The sequence below is a fragment of the Tumidithrix helvetica PCC 7403 genome (genome assembly GCF_965232925.1).
Lineage (GTDB): Bacteria > Cyanobacteriota > Cyanobacteriia > Pseudanabaenales > Pseudanabaenaceae > Tumidithrix > Tumidithrix helvetica.
The window spans coordinates 118,707-141,055 of sequence record NZ_CBDDRA010000003.1; the positions used below are offsets into that span (position 1 = coordinate 118,707).

The window sequence follows — 22,349 nt, forward strand, 5'->3', positions numbered from 1 at the left end:
CATACTGAATTCGTAGGTATTGATAAAACTATCCTTAATCACGGGCTAAACCTTCTTGATCTTGACAGATTTGAGATATGCTTCGGGTTTCTCTGGATCGAACTCGATTCCATCAAAGAACTTCTCAATACCACGCGAATCAGACTTAGGAATTGCTGCCTCTTGCCCGATTTCCTTGGCACACTCCTTCCAAATATCAGAGCGATTTACCTTGTCGATGATCTTATAGTCTGTATCACCTGGTAGAACACCCCAACGAATATGCTCGGTTAGGAACCACTTGTCATGGCTCTTATAGGGGAAAGAAGCACCATCTGTCCAATATTGCATTACATGAGGACTATTATCAGCAACAGGGCGATCGTCGCCATACTTAAAGCTGCCCTTGGAGCGATCGATGATGTCTGCCACAGGTACTTTAATCCAGTCTGGCTTAGACAAGATCTCGCACATTTCCTTTTTGTTCTCAGGCTTGTCGCACCACATTTGCGCTTCTAGAATCGCCTTTACAAGTGACTTCGTGGCTTTGGGGTTCTTTTCGACAAAATCCGCCCGCATCGCAAATGATTTTTCAGGGTGACGATTCCACAATTCCCCAGTAGTTAAAGCACTGTAGCCTACATCTTGGTTGACTAGTTGCAAGTTCCAAGGCTCGCCTACACAGAAACCATCCATATTCCCCAACTTCATGTTGGCGACCATTTGGGGTGGTGGAACCGTGATCGTTTTTACATCATTATCTGGATCGATGCCACCTGCTGCCAACCAATAGCGAATCCATGCCCAGTGCGTTCCACCTGGGAAAGTTTCAGCAAAGGTCATCGGTGTCCCTGCTGCCTTCGCTTTCATGACCTTGTCTTTAATTACAGAAGTGTCAAGACGAAGCTTCAAATCTTTATAGCTATTGGCAACAGAAATTGCTTGCCCATTGACATTTAAGCGCAACAGGATATTCATCGGAACGGGCTTGTTCCCTTTGGTAATTTTACCTAAGGAAATCAAATAGGGCATGGGTGTTAGGATGTGAGCACCATCAATCCCCCCATTTTCCGCGCCTAGCTCTAAGTTGTCACGGGTGGCTCCCCAAGACTTCTGTTTGATCACTTCCACGTCAGGCATGCCATACTTGGCAAACATTCCCTTCTCTTTGGCGATCGCTAAGGGCGCAAAATCACTGAGGGCAATAAATCCAAGCTTAGCTGTCTTTACTTCTGGCGCATCAGCAGCACTAACATTCACAGCAGGAGTCGCCGAAGCAGAAGTCGATGTAGAAGCCGTAGTCGATGTAGCACTGGGTGGTGGTTCAGAGCCACATCCATGTACGAGTAAAGTTCCCAGTGTTGTCGCACTGGCAGTAAGCATAAATTTACGGCGTGAAATGTTACTCATGTTTCTGTTTTTTTGTTGATTATGAATTATTGATTCGATCTTCCTGCATTGGGAATTAGACTGCCGCTACTGGCTGACTTGCGACCAAATATTTTGGCGTTGCACCAAAATGCTCGATCAGTAACTTCCCTACTACATCTCTGAGATCTTCGCAGGGAACCTTTTCCATTACACAGGTGCCAAGGTGAGCATCTTTACCAACCTTACCGCCCATGTAGATATCGACGCCATCAACGACTTTTCCATCTTTACGTGCTTTACAGCCCGCAAAACCAATATCTGCCACCTGAGGCTGTCCGCAGGAGTTAGGACAACCACTCCAATGGATGCGAACAGGTTGAGGAACTTTCAAGTCTGCTTCCAGTTGCTCGATTAATTCGAGCGCGCGGTTCTTGGTTTCGATGATTGCAACAGGACAGAATTGACTTCCCGTACAAGAAACCAGCGAACGTCTCAGGTTTGTGGGACTAGCAGAAAACTTCTCAAGCAATGGATCTTTAAGTAAAGCTTCAATGCGATCGTCTGGGACGTTGGGAACGATCAAGTTTTGCTCGACAGTAAGACGAAGTTCGCTACTACCATAGGTTTCTGCTGATTTTGCAAGTGCAAACATTTCAGAAGCATGAACCCTACCAACAGGAATTTGCAATCCTACGTAGTTTAATCCTGCTTGTTTTTGTTTGTAAACACCAATATGGTCGCGTTTTTCCCAAGCGATTTCGTCTTTAGGGGCAGCAGGGGTAAGAGTTTTTCCAAGTTGAGCCTCTACTTCGGCACGAAATCTATCTATGCCCCAAACGTCGATTAGGTACATAAGGCGAGATTTCTGGCGATTCTCTCTCAAGCCATTCTCACGATATACGATCAAAATCGCTTCACAAAGAGCAACGACATCCTCAGGTGGAACCCAAACATTCAAAGGGACTGCTTCCGCAATGCGCTTAGAAGAAAAGAACCCTCCCACCAGAACATTAAATCCAAAACTACTACCTTCATTTCCGTCTTTAAACGCAGGAATAAAAGCAATATCATTGATTTCCGCATGAATCGAGTTATCTCGACAACCACCGATCGCAATGTTAAATTTCCGAGGCAAATTGGTGAAGTCGGGATTTCCCTCACCATTTCTTGTAATTAGAGCTTGTACCTGATTGGCAAGTTCGCGAGTGTCATAGAGTTCATTGGCATCAATGCCAGCAACTGGCGAACCTGTGATATTACGGACATTATCCATCCCAGATTGAACGCTAGTTAGTCCAACGGATTGGAAACGCTCAAAGATACTAGGCAGATTTTCAATCCGAATTCCTCGCATTTGTATGTTTTGGCGCGTGGTAATATCTGCCACGCCGTCATCTCCACATTCTTCAACAACTTTAGCCAAAACACGCATTTGATCGCTCGTGAGAATACCGTGAGGAATTCTCATCCGAATCATAAATTTACCAGGTGTTGTCTTACGAAAAAATACCCCTAGCCATTTAAGACGATGCTGTAAATCATCATCATCGATCGCTTCCCAACCAATTTCGGCAAAGCGATCGATCTCAGCTTTGAGAGCAAGACCATCTTTCTTCGCTTTTAGGTCTTCAATCTTGTTTGCCATTTCAGTTTCCTTGGCAGAGAGTTCAGCACAGAGAAAATATTAAGAAAAATCTCCATGGCATCTACGTTACTGAGATACAAGATTGCAATAGGTATCCAAGTTTACAAAAATTCACTTTACATACAGATAACGCATTAAATCGATGCGGTTTATGCATACAAGCAAGTAGCGAGACGAAAAAGTCCCCTTACTTTTAAAAGTAAGGGGACTTTCATCAAAATTTAGTTGAGATTTTAGAACTGAGTTAGATTAAACAGAGGATCTGTAGAACCAAAATTCATTCTCTTTAATCCCGTTAACCAAATGCCGTAGTTGTTGAGGCAATCACAAACGCCGCGTAGGTAAAGATATAACCAACTGTGAAGTGGGTTAAACCAACCAAGCGAGCTTGAACGATTGACAGTGCAACTGGCTTGTCTTTCCATTGAACCAATTGAGCCAATGGTGTGCGTTGGTGCGCCCAAACCAAGGTTTCAATCAATTCTTGCCAGTAACCACGCCAAGAGATCAAGAACATGAATCCAGTTGCCCAAACTAGGTGGCCAAACAGGAAGATCCAAGACCAGATGGAGATGTTGTTCATGCCATAGGGGTTATAGCCGTTGATCAACTGGGCAGAGTTGAGCCACAGGTAATCGCGGAGCCAGCCCATGATCGTTACAGAGGTTTCGTTAAATTGTGAAACGTTACCTTGCCAAACACCTAGATGTTTCCAGTGCCAGTAGAATGTGACCCAGCCAATCGTGTTCAGCATCCAGAACATAGCGAGGTAGAAGGAATCCCAAGCTGAGATATCGCAAGTACCGCCACGACCAGGACCGTCGCAAGGGAAGCTGTAGCCAAAGTCTTTCTTGTCGGGCATTAACTTAGAACCACGAGCATCTAGAGCACCCTTAACCAAGATTAAGGTTGTGGTGTGCAGACCTAGAGCGATCGCATGGTGAACTAAGAAGTCTCCAGGACCAACGGTCAAGAAGAGAGAGTTGCTGTCGCTGTTGATCGCAGCCAACCAACCAGGTAGCCAAACGTCACCATGGTTAGGCCAAGCCGTTGCAGCAATACTGCTGGAGTTTGACAACAATACATCAAATCCATACAGAGCTTTACCGTGAGCTGCTTGAATCCATTGAGCAAACACTGGCTCGATCAAAATTTGCTTCTCAGGAGTACCAAAGGCTTGCATGACGTCGTTGTGAACGTAAATGCCAAGCGTGTGGAAACCTAAGAATAGGGAAACCCAGCTCAAGTGAGAGATGATCGCTTCTTTATGATCCAAAATACGAGCGAGAACGTTGTTCTTATTCGCTTCGGGATCGTAGTCACGTACCAAGAAGATCGCACCGTGAGCAAAAGCCCCAACCATCAAGAATCCAGCAATGTACTGGTGATGGGTGTAGAGCGCTGCCATCGTGGTGTAGTCCTTAGCGATAAACGCATAGGATGGCATGGAGTACATGTGCTGAGCGACCAACGAGGTCAAAACACCCAAGGTTGCAAGGTGCCAACCTAATTGGAAGTGAAGTGATTCGTTGTAGGTATCGTAGATACCCTTATGACCAGCGCCTAGTAAACCACCAAAAGGAGTTCCAGCAGGAGGATTGTGAGCTTCTAGGATAGTCTTCATGCTATGACCGATACCAAAGTTGGTACGGTACATGTGACCAGCAATGATGAACAGAACCGCGATCGCCAAGTGGTGATGGGCAATATCCGTCAGCCACATTGCTTCGGTTTGAGGATGAAAACCACCCAAGAACGTCAGAATTGCAGTACCAGCACCTTGAGATGTACCAAAGATGTGACCCGCAGTATCTGGGTTTTGAGCGTAAACGCCCCAGTTACCTGTGAAGAAAGGCTGTAGACCAGCTGGGTGGGGAGCAACACTTAAGAAGTTATCCCAACCAACATGCTGACCGCGTGATTCAGGAATTGCCACGTGAACTAGGTGACCTGTCCAAGCCAAGGAGCTTACGCCAAACAAGCCAGCCAAGTGGTGGTTCATGCGAGATTCTGCATTCTTGAACCAAGACAAGCTAGGACGGAAGCTTGGTTGGAGATGTAACCAACCAGCAAACAAAAGTACACCTGCCAAAATGAGCAACCAAAGTGAACCTGTAAAGAGTTCAGCATTGGTATGCATACCGATGGTGTACCACCAGTGGTAGACACCTGAGTAGCTAATGTCAACGGGGCTAGTTGCGCCCGCTTGTGTATAAGCTTCTACCGCAGCTTGACCAAATTGAGGATCCCAGATTGCGTGAGCAATTGGGCGCGTGTTTAGCGGATCTTTGATCCACTGTTCAAAGTTACCTTGCCAAGCGACATGGAATAGGTTGCCAGACGTCCACAGGAAAATGATTGCCAAGTGACCGAAGTGAGAAGCAAAAATCTTTTGGTAAAGATTTTCTTCTGTCATGCCATCGTGACTTTCAAAATCATTGGCTGTAGCGATCGCATACCAGATCCGGCGTGTAGTCGGATCGTTAGCGAGGTCCTGGCTAAATTTAGGGAATTTAGTTGCCATAGTTTTTATTATTTCTCCTCGCTATTATCCTAGTGCTCCGTATCGGGCTAGGAAGAATGCCCAAGTTGTCGCAATTCCGCCTAAGAGGTAATGAGCCAAACCAACAGCACGACCTTGAATAATACTCAAAGCACGGGGCTGAATGGCTGGAGCAACATTAAGCTTGTTGTGTGCCCAAACGATCGACTCAATCAGTTCTTGCCAGTAGCCGCGACCACTGAATAAGAACATCAGGCTAAATGCCCAGATAAAGTGAGCGCCCAAGAAAATCAAGCCATAGGCAGACAACGCCGAACCGTAGGATTGAATGACCTGTGAAGCCTGTGCCCACAGAAAATCGCGCAACCAACCGTTAATGGTTAAGGCACTTTGTGCAAAGTTATTGCCTGCCATGTTGGTGATTGAACCATCAGCACCCACAGTACCGAAGATATCTGACTGCATTCTCCAGCTAAAGTGGAAAATCACAACAGAGATACAGTTGTACATCCAGAACAAGCCGAGGAAAACGTGATCCCAAGCCGAAACTTGGCAAGTGCCGCCACGACCAGGACCATCGCAAGGGAAGCGGAAACCTAGTTCAGACTTATCTGGAACTAAGCGAGAGTTACGAGCAAATAGCACACCTTTCAGCAAGATGAGCACTGTAACGTGAATGGTGAAAGCATGGATATGATGCACCAAGAAGTCAGCCGTACCCAACACCATAGGCGCAGCAGCAACCTTACCGCCAATGGCTAAAACGTCACCACCAAAGATGGGGCTAACGGAAGCAGAAGCATGAGGAGCTGTAGCACCAGCCGCTGCTGCGTGAATTCCTTGAATCCACTGAGCAAAGATTGGTTTTAGTTGAATTGCTGAGTCTGAGAACATATCTTGAGGACGCCCCCAAGCTCTCATGGTGTCATTGTGAATATAGAGACCAAAGCTATGGAAGCCGAGGAAAATACATACCCAGTTGAGGTGAGAGATAATTGCATCTCTGTGCTTCAAAACGCGATCGAGCAAGTTATTAACATTCTTAGCAGGATCGTAATCGCGCACCATAAAGATGCCAGCGTGAGCTGCGCCACCGCAAATCATGAAGCCGCCAATCCACATGTGGTGGGTGAACAGCGAAACTTGAGTTGCATAGTCAACTGCAATGTAGGGGTAAGCAGGCATCGCATACATGTGTTGTGCGACGATGATGCTCAAAGAACCCAACAAAGCCAAGTTCCAAGATAGTTGAGCGTGCCAAGAGGTTGTGAAGATTTCATACAAGCCCTTGTGACCTTCGCCAGTCAAAGGACCCTTATGAGCTTCAAGGATTTCCTTCATGCTGTGACCGATGCCCCAATTGGTGCGGTACATGTGACCAGCAACAATAAACAATACGGCGATCGCAAGGTGATGATGAGCTTGGTCAGTCAACCACAAAGCACCTGTTTGAGGATTTAGTCCACCCTTAAAGGTCAAGAAATCAGAATAGGCTCCCCAGTTCAGTGTGAAGAAAGGAGTAACACCCTGAGCAAAGCTAGGGAAGATTTCTGACATCAAGCTAGAGTTGAGAATAAACTCATGAGGCAATGGGATTTGACTAGCAGGAACGCCCTTATCCAAATAGTAGTTAATTGGGATAGAAACGTGGATTTGGTGACCTGCCCATGCCAATGAACCCAAACCTAACAGTCCAGCTAGGTGATGGTTCATTACAGATTCCACATTTTGGAACCACTCCAACTTAGGAGCAGCTTTGTGATAGTGGAACCAGCCTGCAAAGAACATCAAACCAGCCATTACTAGACCGCCAATCGCGGTACAAAGCAGCTGATATTCGTTGACAATTCCCGATGCTCTCCAAAGATGGAAAAGACCAGAGGTAATTTGAATCCCCTGGAAGCCGCCACCGACATCGCCATTTAAAATATCTTGTCCAACTACGTTCCAAACGACTTGGGCGCTAGGCTTAATCCCTACTGGATTTGATAACCAAGCTTCATAGTTAGAGAATTTTGCGCCGTGGTAGTACATACCACTAAGCCAGATAAAAATAACGCCCAAATGCCCAAAGTGAGCAGAGAAGATCTTACGGGCTGTGTCTTCTTCAGTAGTAAAGCTATCAAAATCATGGACATTGGCGTGAAGGTTCCAGATCCAAGTTGTAGTCTTGGGGCCCTTCGCTAAGGTACGGTCAAAGTGACCTGGCTTGCCCCACTTCTCAAAAGAAGTAGCTACCACATCACGATCAACAGATACCTTCACCTTTGCCTCTGGCTTTTGAGGAGTAATCGTCATTGAGTGTTCCTCTCAATCTTAAAGACAAGGATTCAAACGGTTTTGCTTTCTTACTCCCCTAGGGCTGAATCAATAAATGTGATAAGAACGGCTATAGGGGAGGTCGTCTGCGTTAGTGGTAATTATAGGTTCACGTTTGTACCAAGCTAGAAGGGGCTTAACAAATTTTTAGAATCCCTGAACCTAGCTTGCATGAACAATTGAGGGAAATCATCGAGAATCGTTAAGAAACAACTCGAAATAAATCTTAATCATTTCTATTCATAAATCTTTGCATGGAAATTCAAGCCCTCGTCTATCGATGTGAAGAGGAGAAAACTATGGGGCATTGTCACTTTTTACAAGAGTTAAGAGTTGTGAAATTTAGGAGGCGCACCCTTGTATCTTGAGCTTAAAGCATCAAAAAATTTATACCTAAATTAACTCAAACTATTCCAACGTTCTGCCGCAGAAGCGATCGCTTGGTCGGTTGGCTTTTCTTTGAGCATGGCAAGTTGTAGCTCTTCGTAAATGATCTTGCGTAATTTTTCTAAATCCTTAACGGGCGGGATCAATACCTCAGACTGGGGCAGTTGAGATGCACTAATTACCCTCGCTCGGTCTAGCACATTCGCTTTATCACCCAACTTAGCAAAATAAGGATCGGCGGCTGTTTTTATAGTCGAAGGCAGTGAGTTTTCAACCTTAGAAAACTCAAGTTGGTTTTGACTATTCGTAAGAAAGAGGGCGAATTTAATTGCCAAGTCTTTATTCACTGGGTTAGATGAACTATTGGGTACAACCACATTCATCACGGCAGCACTCTTTTTGCCTGTAGCACCTGTAATCTGGGTCGAGACATCCGTAACTTTGTAAATGTCAGGCGCGTTTTGGGAAACCATCTGCAAAAACTGGGGGCCGGTGAGGAGTATAGCTATTTCCCCTGCCTGATATAGTTCGACGGCTTTGCGATGCCCTTCGGTCAAGATTTCACGGGGGATGAGTTGCTTATCAAATAAATTGACCCAATATTCAAAAGCTGCCTTGCCCGCAGCGTCATTAAAGCCTGCTTTTGTGCCGTTACTAAATAGGTTCATCCCCATCTGCACCATTGATTCCAATACCTGACCGCCATCCATCGTTAGTAAAAACGCATATTTGCCCGTCTTTGCCTTAATTTGCTCGGAGGCTAGTGCGAGTTCGGCAAAGGTCTTAGGTGGCTTGTTAGGGTCTAAACCTGCTTTTTGAAATAGATCTCGGTTATAGATGGTGACGTCAGTAGCCACATACCAAGGCAGACCAAAGGTCACCCCTTCCAGTTGGTTCGCCTTCCAGATATTTGGAAAGTAACTAGCCTGTTCTTCGGCTGAAGCCGCGATCGCCATGTCTACCAGTGCCTTTTTTTCAGCTAACTTCGTGGCAAATTGCGGATTGAGGTTAACCACATCTGGCGTTGTACGAGCAGCAAAAGAACTCAGGATCTTATTTTCCATCTCGCCCCAAGGCACATCTACCCATTCGACCTCAGCATTGGGGTTTTGTTTGACAAATGCTGAAATTAAGCCCGCCATATAGGCATCAAATTGCGGCTTTAGTTGCATCGTCCAAAATACGATTTTGCTCTTACCGCCTACAGTCGTTTGCCCCGTTGACGAACCCGTGTTGGTTGTCGTTTGAGCCCCACAAGCCCCTAGCAGAAAGAGTGTGGATAATTGAACAAATTTTCTTCTAGGAAACAGCATTATTTAAGCTTTGTATTTTTATAGATGGATGGGGCATGAACCTCTCTCTCCCAGCCTCCATCTCCTGAGAGGAGATGGAGGAGAAAGACTTTTTAGCCCCTCGCCTAAGTGGCGAGGGGTTGGGGAGAGGTGAAATTCTGGGGAGTAAAACTTACATAATCACCCTGAGTTGCTTAATATGAATCTCAAGTTAATTTTAAGAATTTTAGCTCACCCTAAACCTAGAACAAGCTGACTCTCACCCGCTGGTGGCTTAAAACCTGAGCATATAGTTTCTCTAATTGACTGATATTGCTATTGAGCGTGTATTTGGTCAGAACTCTTTGTCTAGCCTTATGCCCCAAGATACCGATCAGTTCGGGGTGTGTGACAAACAAGGGCAACAACATACAGAGCTGGGAATAAACTTTTTGAGAATCCAACACCATACCAGCACCCTCGGCAATAACCTCGCCATCAGCACCCACATTCGTTGCCAAGCAGGCGACTCCACAGGACATTGCCTCTAGGAGTGACAAAGATAGCCCTTCCACAAAGGAAGGCAAAATAAATACATCCGTGCCCCGCAAAATTTCAATTCGACGTGCTTCAGACGCAATAAAGCCCATCCAGATAATGCTCGGATCGTTGCCATAGGTTGCTTTAAAGCTATTGGCTAAAGGTCCACTACCAACGATCGCCAGCTTACAACCTTGAGGCATTTTTAACTTGCGCCAAGCCTTTAAGAGAGCCTCTACGTTTTTTTCGGGTGCGAGTCTGCCTTGATAGACAAACAAGCGATCGGCTTTGAGTTCTTCCTTGATATTGGAGTAACCTGGGGAAAATTTCTCAGTATCTACACCGTTGGGAATTACGGCGATACGACCACTGGGCACACCTAACCTATTGAGCAAATCTCGTTGCACTTGGGAAAAGATGATCACCTGATCGTAGTCAGCTAAAGATGGGGCATAGATCTGATAGGTGAGCTGTTGTGTGCTAGAGGTGAAGTTACGGCGATTGACATCAAACGGCAGGTGAAAGGTCGCCACGAGGGGCAAGTTTAGATCGGCACAAATTTCTGGTAAGCGAAAGTCAAGCGGGGAAAGGGCGAGGGAAGCGTGAACGAGATCGGGCTTGAGGCTGCGCAGAGCATCGACCAAAATCTTACTGGCACTAAAGGAGGGCACAGTATAAATTGTGGACTTGTAAAGAAATGGCAGGGAGACTTCCTGAGGCTCTTGAAGCGAGGAAAAAAGAGGTGGATCTTGGGCTTCATCTGCTTCTGGCTCTGCGGCAAAATGCAAAAAGCTAACGCGATGACCTCTGTCGAGCAAAGCATTTGTGATTTCACGACCGTATGTGACATTGCCACACACTGGCGTTTTTTTACCTAGCCATGCTATGTGCATGAATTACACCGAGTTTCGTAAAGGGTTTAGAAATGAGTTTAATAATTATTTATTTAGGATTTCTATAAGGAAATATACCAGTTATCAAGAGGTGAGTAGCATTCAGCTCCGATCGCGATCGGGAATAACTTGTAAATTTTTGGGATAGTTGTCTCGGGAGTTGTTTTACAGTCAGGCAAGATGCCTGACCTGCATGGATTCTGATTAAATCAATCCCAATCCTTCTCAACTTACAGCTAGCTTAAGGTGCTCCACAACAGACTCGATCGCGATATTAACTGTAGCTTTTGTGGCGCGTTCGACAATTTCGACCTTGCCCTCTGAGATACTGCGTCCCGTGACAATGCGATAGGGAATGCCAACGAGATCGGCATCTTTGAACTTTACGCCTGCCCGTTCGTCGCGATCGTCAAGTAGGGTTTCAATGCCTGCTTGGTTTAAATCGGCATAAAGCTGTTCCGAGATCGCCATCTGCTCGGGACTGCTGACATTGGGGACGACGATGATGGCATGGTAGGGTGCGATCGCCGTGGGCCAGATGATGCCGTCCTTATCGTGGGACTGTTCGACCGCCGATTGAGCTAGACGGGATACCCCTAAACCATAGCAACCCATCACCAGTGGCACGTCCTCGCCTTGTTCGTTGGTAAAGGTGGCATTCATCGCCTGAGAGTATTTTGTGCCCAACTGAAAAATGTGACCGACTTCAATCCCTCTAGCAGTTTGAAGGATCTGGGTAGGATCGTGAACGGCGCGATCGCCCGGTCTAGCTTTGCGAATATCCACAACGGCAGGCAGGGTAAATTCTTTGCCCCAGTTTGCCCCGACTACGTGATAGTCGGTTTCATTTGCCCCAGTGGCGAAATTCTGCAATTCCTCTACAGTGCGATCAGCTAAACGCAGAAACTTTGGCGCTAAATTTTTTTGATTAGAGATATAGTCATCCGCTAAATCGGGAGCGACATATCCCACAGGCAGAGGTTTTGCCGCCCATTTTTGCATCATTTCAGCATCAGGAATCTGTAAGGCTAGTAAGGCTTTACCACCATAATTTCCTGCCAATTTCACAAGCTCGTTTTGCAACTTGACCTCATTTACTTCTTGGTCGGCTCGAATACTAACCAGAACCAACACAGTCATGCCATTGTCATAGGTAGCCTGAAACAGTACTTGCTTGACGGCTTGACTGGGAGTGCATTTCAGAGACTTGCACATCGTCTCGATCGTTGTGGTGTTGGGGGTGTGATGTTTCTCTAGCGTAGTGAATGTACTGGGCTTTGCTGGAAAGGGTAAGGAGATCGCTTTCTCCACATTTGCCGCGTAGTTGCCGTCGGGCGTAAACAGCACCTCATCTTCGCCTGCCTCGGCAAGCACCATAAACTCTTGGGAGCCAGAACCCCCGATCGCCCCAGAATCTGCCTCTACTGCCCGAAACTTTAAGCCACAGCGCCGAAAGATATTGCTGTAGGCAGTGTGCATGTCGTTATAGGTTTCCTTGAGGCTATCAGTGTTCGTGTGAAAGGAATAGCCATCTTTCATAATGAATTCGCGCCCCCGCATCAGACCGAATCTGGGACGAATTTCATCGCGAAACTTGGTTTGCATTTGATAAAGGTGCAAAGGAAGCTGACGGTAAGAGCGAATCATCTCCCGCGCGATCGCTGTAATCACTTCTTCGTGAGTCGGTCCCAAGCCTAACTGCCGATCGCCGCGATCGTTTAAGGAAAACATGATCCCTTCGGCTTTGGTGTAGGTATCCCAACGACCAGACTCTTGCCAAAGTTCGGCTGGTTGCAATTGAGGCAAGAGACACTCTTGTGCCCCAGTTGCATTCATCTCGGCTCGCACAATTAGCGAAATCTTTTGCAAAACCCGCCACATCAAGGGAAGGTAAGCATATACCCCACCCGCAATGCGGCGAATATAGCCTGCCCTGAGTAACAGTTTGTGACTGGGTATTTCTGCCTCAGAAGGATCTTCGCGCAGAGTTACCCATAGCATTTGAGATAGACGCATTGATTGAGCTGCCTTTGGTGAGTGCCTTTAAATTAATCTTTGTGTTGATTTTAACTGAATGTGCAATCATTCCCATTGATTAGGAATCGATCGGCATTTCTTAAAATTTCGTTGCAAGTCAGGAAGCGATCGCATGTTCTGAGCCCGTAATTCGGTAAACTACCTCCATCAATAGCGATAACGTGAATCGGTTTCGTCTATGGGAAAACTTTGGTATTTCGCCCAAGCAATTTTGGGGATTCTGTTTCGTCATCCAATTATCGGCACAAGTGTGATTCCTGTGCTGGCTGACGGACGCATTGTGCTTGTGCGCAGACGCGACTGTGGAAAGTGGGGATTGCCAGGGGGCATGGTGCAGTGGGGTGAAGATGTATATACAACCGCTAAGCGCGAACTTGCTGAAGAAACTGGCTTAGAACTGATCAAAGTCTTGCGATTGGTGGGAGTTTACTCTTCCCCAGAACGAGATCCTAGAATTCACTCAGTATGTATAGCCCTAGAAGCCGAGGTGCGCGGCGATCTCCACATCAACGATCGGTACGAGCTGAGTGAGATTCAGGCTTTTGAACTTTCAGCCATACCGTTTGGTAACCTAGCCCACGATCACGAACAGCAGCTTAAAGACTACCTTCAAAATTTAACCGTACTCGCTTAGACGATTAGAGTTTAGTTTAGATTTAGTACGCGATCGCCCCCTTACCCATTCGCAAAGACTTTACGGTCTGAATTACGCAGTCAGCGGCGCGATCGATCTCTGCCTCGGTGTTAAAGCGACCGATACCAAACCGAATCGACGCATAGGCAAGTGCTTCAGAATGCCCCAGTGCGAGCAAAACATGGGAAGGGGTATTTTTGACCGACGTGCAAGCAGAGCCTGACGAAACTGCCATAACTGGCTGCAAGCCTAAGAGTAAGGCTTGACCATCTACGCCCTCAAAACTGACATTGAGATTTCCTGCCAGTCGTTGGGTGGGGTGGCCGTTCAGATAAACCCGCTCTAGTTGAGAAAGCTGTTGCCACAAACGTTGGCGTAATTGGGTGAGTTGCATTTCTTCTGCGGCTTGCGATTCTAAAGCGATCGCGACGGCTTTGGCAAAACCGACAATCTGAGGTGTATACAACGTCCCAGAACGCATACCACGTTCGTGACCGCCCCCATGTAATTGCGGCGCAAGTTGCACCCTAGGATTGCGTCGCCGCAGGTATAAAGCCCCTATCCCCTTAGGCCCATACACCTTATGTGCTGTCATTGACATCAAGTCAATCTGCATTGCTTCCACATCTAGAGGAATTTTCGCGATCGCTTGGGCAGCATCGGTATGAAAGAGAACTTGATGCGATCGGCAAATCTCACCAATCTCTGCTAGTGGTTGCAGGACACCAATTTCATTATTGGCAGCCATCACAGACACCAATACCGTATCGGGACGGATCGCCTGCTCTAAAAGCCCAAGATCGAGCAATCCATCAGGTTGCACGGGGAGATAAGTCACCTCAAACCCAAGAGATCCCAAATAGGCACAGGGGTCGAGGATGGCATTATGCTCCGATCGCACGGTAATCAAATGTCGCCCCTTTTGAAAATAAGCTTCGGCAACTCCCTTAATCGCGAGATTGTTTGCCTCAGTCGCACCACTTGTAAAGATTATTTCTTCAGGGGCAGCATGAATTGCCTCCGCTAAAACCGCTCTAGATTGCTTGATGGCTGCCTCTGCTTCCCAGCCATAAAAATGTCCGCTACTAGCAGGGTTCCCAAACGACTCCCGAAAATAAGGCAGCATCACCTCTAACACCCTTTCATCCACTGGTGTTGTTGCATGGCAATCAAGATAGATCGGTCGCTGCATTTGTGCTCAAAATTTTAATTGCTGAACTCTTTGTTGAATTAAATTTTCAACCTCTACAGTCTCAGATTTTGATTGGGGTACACCAAAAGTTTCTGGAGATGCATTGGTTGTAAAGCGATCGACAAAGATACGGAATGCAACTTTATCGCCAGGATGAGCAATGACATAGGCTCGCAATTCAGCTTTAGTCATGTTATTAAAATCAGGCTTCATCACAAAAACCTCCAACGACCATTGGGGTAGATCTCTATCTCTATGTTATCGCCAGCCAGAATGAAAACATTGCCTGTTCGCTCATCAAGCCGAACCATGAAGATAGGCATAAAAGTATTCGTTAGGGATTGGCATAGTGTTATACAGGTAATACCTTGATCGGCAGTCGGCAAAATCGACACTCTTGGAAGTAAATAACACTCAATCAGATCAGATTAGCAGATGTAGATGTTATCAAACGATCTTGCCAGCCTCCCGACATACCCCTCGAAGCGTTAAACTGAGAGCGATACAATCAGTTAGTTCAATTATTTCGAGTTATGGCAATTTTTTTGTTAGAAGTTGGCACAGAGGAACTGCCTGCCAGTTTTGTGGTTGATGCTTTAACACAATGGCAAGAGCGAATTCCTAAAAGCCTAAGCGATCGCCAACTGACAACGAGTAAAATTCAAGTCTATGGTACGCCGCGCCGCCTTGCAGTCACGATCGCAGGGTTACCGCTGCATCAGCCCGACCAAGTTTTAGAAGTTAAAGGTCCCGCGATCGCTGCCGCTTTTGCCAAGGGCGACCCCAAAGGCGAACCCACGAAGGCCGCGATCGGATTTGCCCGTTCCAAAGGGGTTGATGTTGCCGATCTAACCGTAAAAGAAACGGATAAAGGCACCTTTGTCTTTGCCACCCAACAGATTTTTGGTCGCCCCAGTGCCGAAATTTTGACCGAACTCGCCAGTGAGTGGATTACAGGGCTAGAGGGAAAACGCTTAATGCGGTGGGGAACGGGAGAATTGAAGTTTCCCCGCCCCATTCGTTGGTTAGTAGCACTCCTCGATCAAGAAATTTTGCCGCTTAAGCTAGAAAACATCGAAGCAGATCGTCTCAGTCAAGGCCATCGGGTGTTACATCCTCGCGCCGTCGTAATCGATACGGCTGGTGATTACGTTGCCACGCTAAGAGAAGCCTTTATCACGGTAGATGGGCAAGAACGTCAGCGCCGAATCCTCGATCAAATTGCTGGCTTGGGTGAACTGATAGGGGCAAAAGCCGAAATTTCAGATGCTCTGCTCGAAGAAGTTACCTATTTGGTCGAGTATCCCACCGCCGTTGTGGGGGAATTCGATCGCGAGTTTTTGCAGCTCCCTGCCCCAGTGATCAAAACAGAGATGGTGAGCCATCAACGTTATTTTCCGCTCTACTCAAATAGCGAACCAGATCGCCTGCTGCCCTATTTCATCACGATTTCTAACGGCGATCCTGAGAAATCAAGGCTGATTGCGGCTGGTAACGGTCGCGTCATTCGGGCAAGACTTGCCGATGGCAAGTTCTTTTACGATGCCGATCGCGCTGTGGTCCTAGAGACCTTTTTGCCGCTTTTAGAGAAAGTCACCTTTCAAGAGCAGTTGGGTTCGGTAGCAAATAAAGTAGCAAGGATTCGAGAAATTGCCTCGGCAGTCACCCATGCCATCCCTAACCTAGAAGCTAACGAAACAGAACTTGCCGAGATCGATCGCACGGCGCAACTTTGCAAAGCCGATCTGGTCACGCAAATGGTGAAGGAATTCCCAGAGTTGCAAGGAATTATGGGGCAATATTACGCCCAATCTAGTGGTGAACCTGCAACCGTAGCGCAGGGAATTTTAGAGCACTATCAACCGCGTGGAGCGGGCGATCGCTTGCCGCAGTCACTCGCGGGCAAAATCATCGCGATCGCCGATCGGCTGGATACCTTAGTGGGTATTTTCGGTCTAGGCATCATTCCCACGGGATCGTCCGATCCCTTTGCATTGCGTCGCTCTGCCGCTGCAATCGTCCAAATTGCTTGGGATAATGGTTTCACCTTAAATTTGCCGCAGTTATTGCAGGCAGCGATCGATATATATAGTAAGCGTCAACTGTTGACACAATCAGCAGAGACCGTTTTGGACAATCTTTACAAATGGTTTAAACAGCGTTGCGAAACGCTGCTCCTCGATCGCGCTTTGGACGGAATTGATTACGATTTGGTCGATGCCCTGTTTGGCGTAGACGATCCTGACTATGCGATCGCCGCATTAAGTAATCTTGCCCAACTCCACGATCGCGCCCTATTTCTGCAACAAGCCAGACAAGATACGGTACTGGGAGAAATCTACGAAGTCGTTCGCCGTGCTACCAATCTTGCAGCACAGGGGAAGTTAGGATCGGATGTGGTGGATATTCGTACCATTGTCGATCCCAAACGACTGACTGAACCCTCAGAAAAAGCTTTGTATGAAGCGATCGCAGCCCTACCTAGCAATCCCAGCTACGAACAGTTAATTACATCCATTAAAGCGATCGCTCCAGTCTTGGCAAAGTTTTTTGATGATGTCATGGTCATGGTTGAAGATCCGCAGGTGCAAAGCGATCGCCTAAATTTACTTAGCGTAATTCGCAACTACAGCCGTATCTTGGCAGATTTCGCCGCCATTCGCTCAGATAAGGGTTAGCTTTAAAAGGTAATCGCCGATCTAGATAGAAAGGTGGAATTAAAGCAAGAAGATAGGTAAAAAAATGTAGAGTAAAGAGCAAGATAAAATGCCAATTTAAGCATGAAGTCTTCTTCAGGAAAATATTTTATCGCCCTCGACCATATCAGAGCTCTTGCTGCTTTTATGGTTTTCTCTTGGCATTTTATTCATAATAGCGTTCAAGATATACCATCATTTTTTGCCCTATCAGTACTAGATCAAGGTCATACTGGCGTCGCATTATTTATGACGTTAAGTGGATATTTATTCGCCAAACTGATTGATGGCAAAAAAATCCATTTTATCCATTTTATTTGGAACAGGTTTCTACGATTAGCTCCATTACTTTTTTTTGTGATATTCATCACGGGCATACAAAAATACTTAGAGAGTAATGACAAAGTCTGGTATGTATGGTTGTTTTCGTATGTATTGGAAATATTCAAAGGGGTAATCTATCCAACACTACCCAATGGAGGATGGTCAATAACTACGGAATTCCATTTTTATTTAGTATTACCAATTTTGCTTTGGTTATCATTAAAGTCTAGGTTTTCTCTGTTGTTTGTAGTTCTCTTGATGATTTGCGTTCGCTTCTTTCTTTACAAAGGATTAGGTGAAATTCAACAGTTAGCATATTGGACTATTATTGGGCGCTTAGATCAATTTGTTCTCGGTATTGTTGCTTACCGCTTTCGTACCATATTTTCTGGTCGCCATCTTTTTGCGTTTTGCGCAATAATCGCTTTTATGCTTTTTTATTGGTGGTTCGATCTTCAAGGTGGATTTTATTCGAATCCTTCTTATCCTTCATCAAGTATTTTATGGGTTTTTATGCCAACGATAGAAGGTGCTTTTTATGCCCTGACAATTACTTGGTACGATAATTCTTTTTCACACCCAACCAATCGATTATCTAGATTCTTTGCAACAATTGGCACTTATTCCTATTCAATATATCTGTTCCATCTCTTTTTCGTTAAGGAAATGGTTACCTTCATTGACGAAAACATTCTATATATTTCAAATATCTACTTAGCAGTGATATTTTCTTTCCTATGCTTCATTCTAATGATGCCATTAGGTTATTTAAGTTACCGCTTCATTGAGTCCCCATTCTTAAAATTTAGAACCCGATATATATAACCCAAGTTGCTATAAAAAATTCGTTTGCAGATCCACAGGCTTCAAGACAGCACATATAAACTACAAACATTTAGTCCCTATTTTCCAGAGATTGAGCTATATGTGCTAGTTTCTAACGTATTACTAACGACATTTGAATAGGGCACAGGTGTCGCCATTCAAGCACTACGTCAATAGCCCACCTAATCATTACGGTCAGAAAAAATGAAAATAGCCGCGATCGCACTGGCAGGCGGACAAAGTTCCCGCATGGGACAAGACAAGGCGCTAGTTGAAATTGACGGAGTCCCCTTATTGCAGCGCATCTGCGCCGTTGCTCAACAAGCTGGGGCAATTGAGATATGTGTTGTAACAGCTTGGCAAGAACGCTATCAGAAGTTAGTTTTGCCTACGATCGCCAAATTTGTCCACGATCGCGATCGCCAAGGTGCGCTCTTTGGCTTTTCCTTGGGATTGGCAGAGGTAAATAAGGCTTCTAACCCACCAGACTGGGTGCTTTTGCTTGCCTGCGATCTCCCCCATCTAGATGGGGCAATCCTACAAACCTGGGCAAATCATTTGTCCGATCTACCAGAAAAAGCGATCGCCTATCTACCCAGACATATTGCTTCTAATGCACAAAATTCCAGACAAAATTTTAAATATCAACCTGAATGGGAGCCCCTATGCGGCTTTTATCGCACGAGCTGTTTGAAAAGTCTAGAGGAATTTATCGAAACAGGTGGAAGCTCATTTCAAAGATGGCTATCTCAGGGGAATGTTGAGGCAATTGACGAAGTCGATCCCCAAATGCTGTTTAACTGCAATACACCGACAGATCTACTCAACGTCAAAAATGCATAAGCAAGGCTAGAGGTTAAAATTTAAAGGACTTTAGCCATAACTACTTTAAAGATTCTAAATTTTTACTTATGTACGACTGCATAATTGTCGGAGCAGGCCCAGCAGGTGGTGCAGCCGCTTATCATCTGGCGAAAACAGGGCGCTCAACACTGGTTCTGGAAAGAGAAAGCTTACCCCGTTACAAACCCTGTGGGGGTGGGGTTTCTCCCAGCGTGCAGGAATGGTTTGATTTTGATTTTTCGCCCGCCATCTCAATTACAGTCAAGCAAATTCGCTATACATGGCAGTCAGGCGATCCGCAATTGGTAGATCTAGCTGCCAAAGAACCCGTATGGATGGTGCGGCGTGATGTTTTCGACCATTACATCATTCAACAGGCTCAAAAGCTTGGGGCAGAGGTGCGGGACAGCACAGTCGTTACGGGCATTGAGTGGAAAAGCGATCGCTGGTTGGTCAAAACCGAAAACGAAGTCCTCGAAGCCAAATATTTAATCGCTGCTGATGGCGCTAAAGGCTCTATGGCAAAATGGCTAGGCTTTAAAGAGCGCAAACGCCGCATGGGCGCAGCTTTAGAGGTGGAAGCCCCCGCAACCAATCACGATATGAGTGCAGCCCATTTTGATTTTGGGGCAGTCAGCAACGGCTATATCTGGAATTTCCCTAAAGCCGATGGCTATTCAATTGGCGTGGGTACATTTTTTGGTGGTGAAAAGCAAAACCTCAAAGAAATTGGGGCAGCCTATGCCCAGACCTTTGGTGTGGACTTTAGTCAAGTCAAACAATACGGCCATCCCCTCTGTTTATGGGATGGCGACCAAACCCTACATACCCAAAATGCGGTTTTAGCGGGTGAGTCTGCCGCTGTGGTCGATCCATTTACAGCCGAAGGAATCAGACCTTCTCTGTATACAGGCATGCTTGCCGCAAAAGCGATCGATCGGGCTTTAGGCGGTGACACCGATGCGCTCAAAGACTATACCCATACTGTCCAACAGGAATGGGGGGCTGATATGGCTTGGGCACAGAGAATTTCAGGCATTTTCTATCGCGTCCCGGGATTTGCTTATAAAACGGCAATCAAACGTCCTGGGGCAACCAGAAAGATGGGGCAGATCCTCTGCGGTGAACTTCGCTATCGCGATATGGCAGGTTCTGCGATCAAAAACCTAACCAAAGGGCTGATTCCTGGAATGGGTTAGGCTGTAGGTATTGGTTACAAATTTATAGGATGAATATGCATAAGTGGGCGATCGCTCTACTGGTCTGGGGCCTTGCCTTCCGCACGATGGCAGCTACGTTTTTGAACACGGGATATGATGAGGCTTACTACTACCTCTACACAATTCATCCTGACTGGAGCTATTTCGATCACCCTCCCTTAGTTGCCCTAGTAACGGGTCTGGGCATCTGGCTTACAGGTGACGTTACCCAATTTACGATTCGGATTGGATCGGTACTTTTATATACGGGTACGCTAGCGTTTCTCTATTTCACCAGTGCTAAGTTGTTTGACAAACGCACGGCTACGCTTACCCTCGCGATCGCCACCGCTATTCCGATCTTTCAGGTAGCTTTTGGCTTTTTAACTCTGCCCGATAGCCCTCTGATGTTTTTTTGGGCGGCGACCTTATGTGTAGCTGCCTATGAGTTTTTTCCCAGTACTTCTGTTGAAGATATTCCTAGATACAAACCTACCTATCGGCTAGCTCTGATTGGGTTACTTGTGGGTTTAGCTTGTTTAGGGAAATATCACGGCTTTTTATTAGGATTTGGACTGGTTTTATTTTGTGCGCTCAGTCAGCGTCACCGACCTGCTTTCTCGTCACCTTGGGCGATCGCTGGCTTAGCACTGTTTGGCTTGGCAATTACTCCGATCGTCATTTGGAATACCCAACATAGCTGGGCATCTTTCCGTTTTCAAGGCGCACGCGCTATTCCAACAGGGATGTATAACCTTGAAGGATTACTGGTTACTTTTTTAGTGGGTGTTGCCTATCTCTTCCCTACGTTTGGGTTTCCACTTTGGTGGACAAATCTCAAGGTAGTGGGAGAAATTTTTACCACCGCTAGAGCTAAGTTTAACTATCGCAATGGCTCGATTAACTTAGAATCGATGCAGCAAAAGCAGTTACTGATCTTGGCAGTATCGCTACCCGTATTTTTAGGATTCACGCTTATGGGTGGCTATCGTCAAGTCCTGCCCTCCTGGCATATGCCAGGATTTTACGGCGCTACTTTAATTTTGGGGCAACAGGCAGCGATCGCGCAATTACAGCACCCCAAACGTATAAGGAATTGGCTCTGGGGTTCGAGTGTGGTAATCGTAACCCTCATGTTGGTTGCCTTGATGCATATCCATAGCGGTATTTTTCAAAAAGGAGGCGATCGCGCCATTCTCGGTGGATTTTGGGCAGCCAAGGACGATCCTTCTACCGAAATGATCGATCTTGCCCAGTTGCGGCAGGGATTTAAAGATTCACCTGTACTGAGTGCTGCTCTCGCCAAGACAGATTTTGTCTTTAGCAACAACTTTTTTGTGACGGGACAGGTGGGTATGGCGATCGAACCGATTAGTCACAAACCGATCGCCTGTTTCGATCAGGACTTGCGCGGTTTTGGCTATTGGTCAAAGGCTGAAGATTGGGTCGGCAAAGATGCGCTCTATATTTCGGCGGAATTGTTTCAAGAACCATATATCGAACAGAGTGTGGGACTGCTGCCTAGCATCGTTTCTAAGTACAGCAGTTATTTTGAGGCGATCGAAAAAATTGGCGAGGTTCCGATTCGACGCGGTGGTGAAGTCGTGCAAAAATTTCACGTCTATCGCGCCACCAAAATGCTTCGTCCCTATCCACGCCCTTACGGCAATTAATCGTCGGGTCAGACTCAG

15 protein-coding genes and 1 pseudogene are annotated in these 22,349 nt (G+C 46.3%); 6 read left to right on the forward strand and 10 right to left on the reverse strand.

The window, feature by feature from the left end; all coding sequences use genetic code 11:
- Positions 1 to 45: 45 nt before the first annotated feature.
- From ACP2WE_RS04215 to ACP2WE_RS04245, 7 genes and pseudogenes are all read right to left on the reverse strand, one after another.
- On the reverse strand, positions 46 to 1,389 hold the full coding sequence (locus ACP2WE_RS04215) for a CmpA/NrtA family ABC transporter substrate-binding protein (protein ID WP_425214349.1): 1,344 nt from the start codon (positions 1,387 to 1,389) through the stop codon (positions 46 to 48).
- A 55-nt stretch (positions 1,390 to 1,444) separates the two neighbouring features.
- Positions 1,445 to 3,013, reverse strand: a pseudogene (locus ACP2WE_RS04220) (ferredoxin--nitrite reductase); the annotation flags it as partial.
- A gap of 277 nt (positions 3,014 to 3,290) precedes the next feature.
- On the reverse strand, positions 3,291 to 5,519 hold the full coding sequence (psaB, locus tag ACP2WE_RS04225; RefSeq protein ID WP_425214350.1) for a photosystem I core protein PsaB: 2,229 nt from the start codon (positions 5,517 to 5,519) through the stop codon (positions 3,291 to 3,293).
- Positions 5,520 to 5,543: 24 nt separating this feature from the next.
- Positions 5,544 to 7,796 (reverse strand): photosystem I core protein PsaA, encoded by a 2,253-nt coding sequence (gene psaA, locus ACP2WE_RS04230; protein ID WP_425214351.1) that lies wholly within the window; start codon positions 7,794 to 7,796, stop codon positions 5,544 to 5,546.
- 419 nt (positions 7,797 to 8,215) lie between these two features.
- Positions 8,216 to 9,517, reverse strand: coding sequence for an ABC transporter substrate-binding protein (locus ACP2WE_RS04235; protein WP_425214352.1), 1,302 nt, complete (start codon positions 9,515 to 9,517; stop codon positions 8,216 to 8,218).
- Positions 9,518 to 9,738: 221 nt separating this feature from the next.
- A complete protein-coding gene (locus tag ACP2WE_RS04240) occupies positions 9,739 to 10,908 on the reverse strand; it encodes a glycosyltransferase family 4 protein (RefSeq protein WP_425214353.1) in 1,170 nt (389 codons plus the stop codon).
- 225 nt (positions 10,909 to 11,133) lie between these two features.
- The gene (locus ACP2WE_RS04245) at positions 11,134 to 12,924 is read right to left on the reverse strand and encodes a proline--tRNA ligase (protein ID WP_425214354.1); all 1,791 of its coding nucleotides are present in this window, start codon (positions 12,922 to 12,924) and stop codon (positions 11,134 to 11,136) included.
- Between the two features lie 199 nt (positions 12,925 to 13,123).
- On the opposite strand from ACP2WE_RS04245, the gene ACP2WE_RS04250 reads away from it, so the two are divergent.
- Complete coding sequence (locus tag ACP2WE_RS04250) at positions 13,124 to 13,579, forward strand: NUDIX domain-containing protein (RefSeq protein ID WP_425214355.1); 456 nt, start codon at positions 13,124 to 13,126, stop codon at positions 13,577 to 13,579.
- A 22-nt stretch (positions 13,580 to 13,601) separates the two neighbouring features.
- On the opposite strand, the gene ACP2WE_RS04255 is transcribed toward ACP2WE_RS04250, so the two are convergent.
- The 3 genes from ACP2WE_RS04255 to ACP2WE_RS04265 are packed head-to-tail and all read right to left on the reverse strand — an operon-like array spanning position 13,602 to position 15,157.
- The gene (locus tag ACP2WE_RS04255; protein ID WP_425214356.1) at positions 13,602 to 14,771 is read right to left on the reverse strand and encodes a cysteine desulfurase family protein; all 1,170 of its coding nucleotides are present in this window, start codon (positions 14,769 to 14,771) and stop codon (positions 13,602 to 13,604) included.
- Positions 14,772 to 14,777: 6 nt separating this feature from the next.
- The gene (locus ACP2WE_RS04260; RefSeq protein WP_425214357.1) at positions 14,778 to 14,984 is read right to left on the reverse strand and encodes a DUF6887 family protein; all 207 of its coding nucleotides are present in this window, start codon (positions 14,982 to 14,984) and stop codon (positions 14,778 to 14,780) included.
- Positions 14,984 to 15,157: a DUF6888 family protein gene (locus tag ACP2WE_RS04265; RefSeq protein ID WP_408648759.1), complete on the reverse strand. Its 174-nt coding sequence runs from the start codon at positions 15,155 to 15,157 to the stop codon at positions 14,984 to 14,986. The genes ACP2WE_RS04260 and ACP2WE_RS04265 overlap by 1 nt, the downstream gene beginning before the upstream one ends.
- A gap of 147 nt (positions 15,158 to 15,304) precedes the next feature.
- Here ACP2WE_RS04265 and glyS point away from each other — a divergent pair, with 147 nt between their 5' ends.
- From glyS to ACP2WE_RS04290, 5 genes are all read left to right on the forward strand, one after another.
- Complete coding sequence (gene glyS, locus ACP2WE_RS04270) at positions 15,305 to 17,449, forward strand: glycine--tRNA ligase subunit beta (RefSeq protein WP_425214358.1); 2,145 nt, start codon at positions 15,305 to 15,307, stop codon at positions 17,447 to 17,449.
- A 102-nt stretch (positions 17,450 to 17,551) separates the two neighbouring features.
- A complete protein-coding gene (locus tag ACP2WE_RS04275; protein WP_425214359.1) occupies positions 17,552 to 18,616 on the forward strand; it encodes an acyltransferase family protein in 1,065 nt (354 codons plus the stop codon).
- A gap of 204 nt (positions 18,617 to 18,820) precedes the next feature.
- Entirely contained in the window at positions 18,821 to 19,459 is a 639-nt protein-coding gene (locus ACP2WE_RS04280; RefSeq protein WP_425214360.1) for a molybdenum cofactor guanylyltransferase, read from the forward strand.
- A 68-nt stretch (positions 19,460 to 19,527) separates the two neighbouring features.
- Positions 19,528 to 20,658: a geranylgeranyl reductase family protein gene (locus tag ACP2WE_RS04285; protein ID WP_425214361.1), complete on the forward strand. Its 1,131-nt coding sequence runs from the start codon at positions 19,528 to 19,530 to the stop codon at positions 20,656 to 20,658.
- Between the two features lie 29 nt (positions 20,659 to 20,687).
- Positions 20,688 to 22,331, forward strand: a complete 1,644-nt coding sequence (locus ACP2WE_RS04290; RefSeq protein WP_425214362.1) for an ArnT family glycosyltransferase — start codon at positions 20,688 to 20,690, stop codon at positions 22,329 to 22,331.
- Positions 22,332 to 22,349: the final 18 nt, after the last annotated feature.

Coding starts and splice junctions, on each gene's coding strand:
- ACP2WE_RS04215 (WP_425214349.1), bottom strand. CDS start 1,389: ATGAGTAACATTTCACGCCGTAAATTTATGCTTACTGCCAGTGCGACA.
- ACP2WE_RS04250 (WP_425214355.1), top strand. CDS start 13,124: ATGGGAAAACTTTGGTATTTCGCCCAAGCAATTTTGGGGATTCTGTTT.
- ACP2WE_RS04260 (WP_425214357.1), bottom strand. CDS start 14,984: ATGAAGCCTGATTTTAATAACATGACTAAAGCTGAATTGCGAGCCTAT.
- ACP2WE_RS04245 (WP_425214354.1), bottom strand. CDS start 12,924: ATGCGTCTATCTCAAATGCTATGGGTAACTCTGCGCGAAGATCCTTCT.
- psaB (WP_425214350.1), bottom strand. CDS start 5,519: ATGGCAACTAAATTCCCTAAATTTAGCCAGGACCTCGCTAACGATCCG.
- ACP2WE_RS04235 (WP_425214352.1), bottom strand. CDS start 9,517: ATGCTGTTTCCTAGAAGAAAATTTGTTCAATTATCCACACTCTTTCTG.
- ACP2WE_RS04280 (WP_425214360.1), top strand. CDS start 18,821: ATGAAAATAGCCGCGATCGCACTGGCAGGCGGACAAAGTTCCCGCATG.
- ACP2WE_RS04290 (WP_425214362.1), top strand. CDS start 20,688: ATGAATATGCATAAGTGGGCGATCGCTCTACTGGTCTGGGGCCTTGCC.
- psaA (WP_425214351.1), bottom strand. CDS start 7,796: ATGACGATTACTCCTCAAAAGCCAGAGGCAAAGGTGAAGGTATCTGTT.
- ACP2WE_RS04285 (WP_425214361.1), top strand. CDS start 19,528: ATGTACGACTGCATAATTGTCGGAGCAGGCCCAGCAGGTGGTGCAGCC.
- ACP2WE_RS04240 (WP_425214353.1), bottom strand. CDS start 10,908: ATGCACATAGCATGGCTAGGTAAAAAAACGCCAGTGTGTGGCAATGTC.
- glyS (WP_425214358.1), top strand. CDS start 15,305: ATGGCAATTTTTTTGTTAGAAGTTGGCACAGAGGAACTGCCTGCCAGT.
- ACP2WE_RS04255 (WP_425214356.1), bottom strand. CDS start 14,771: ATGCAGCGACCGATCTATCTTGATTGCCATGCAACAACACCAGTGGAT.
- ACP2WE_RS04275 (WP_425214359.1), top strand. CDS start 17,552: ATGAAGTCTTCTTCAGGAAAATATTTTATCGCCCTCGACCATATCAGA.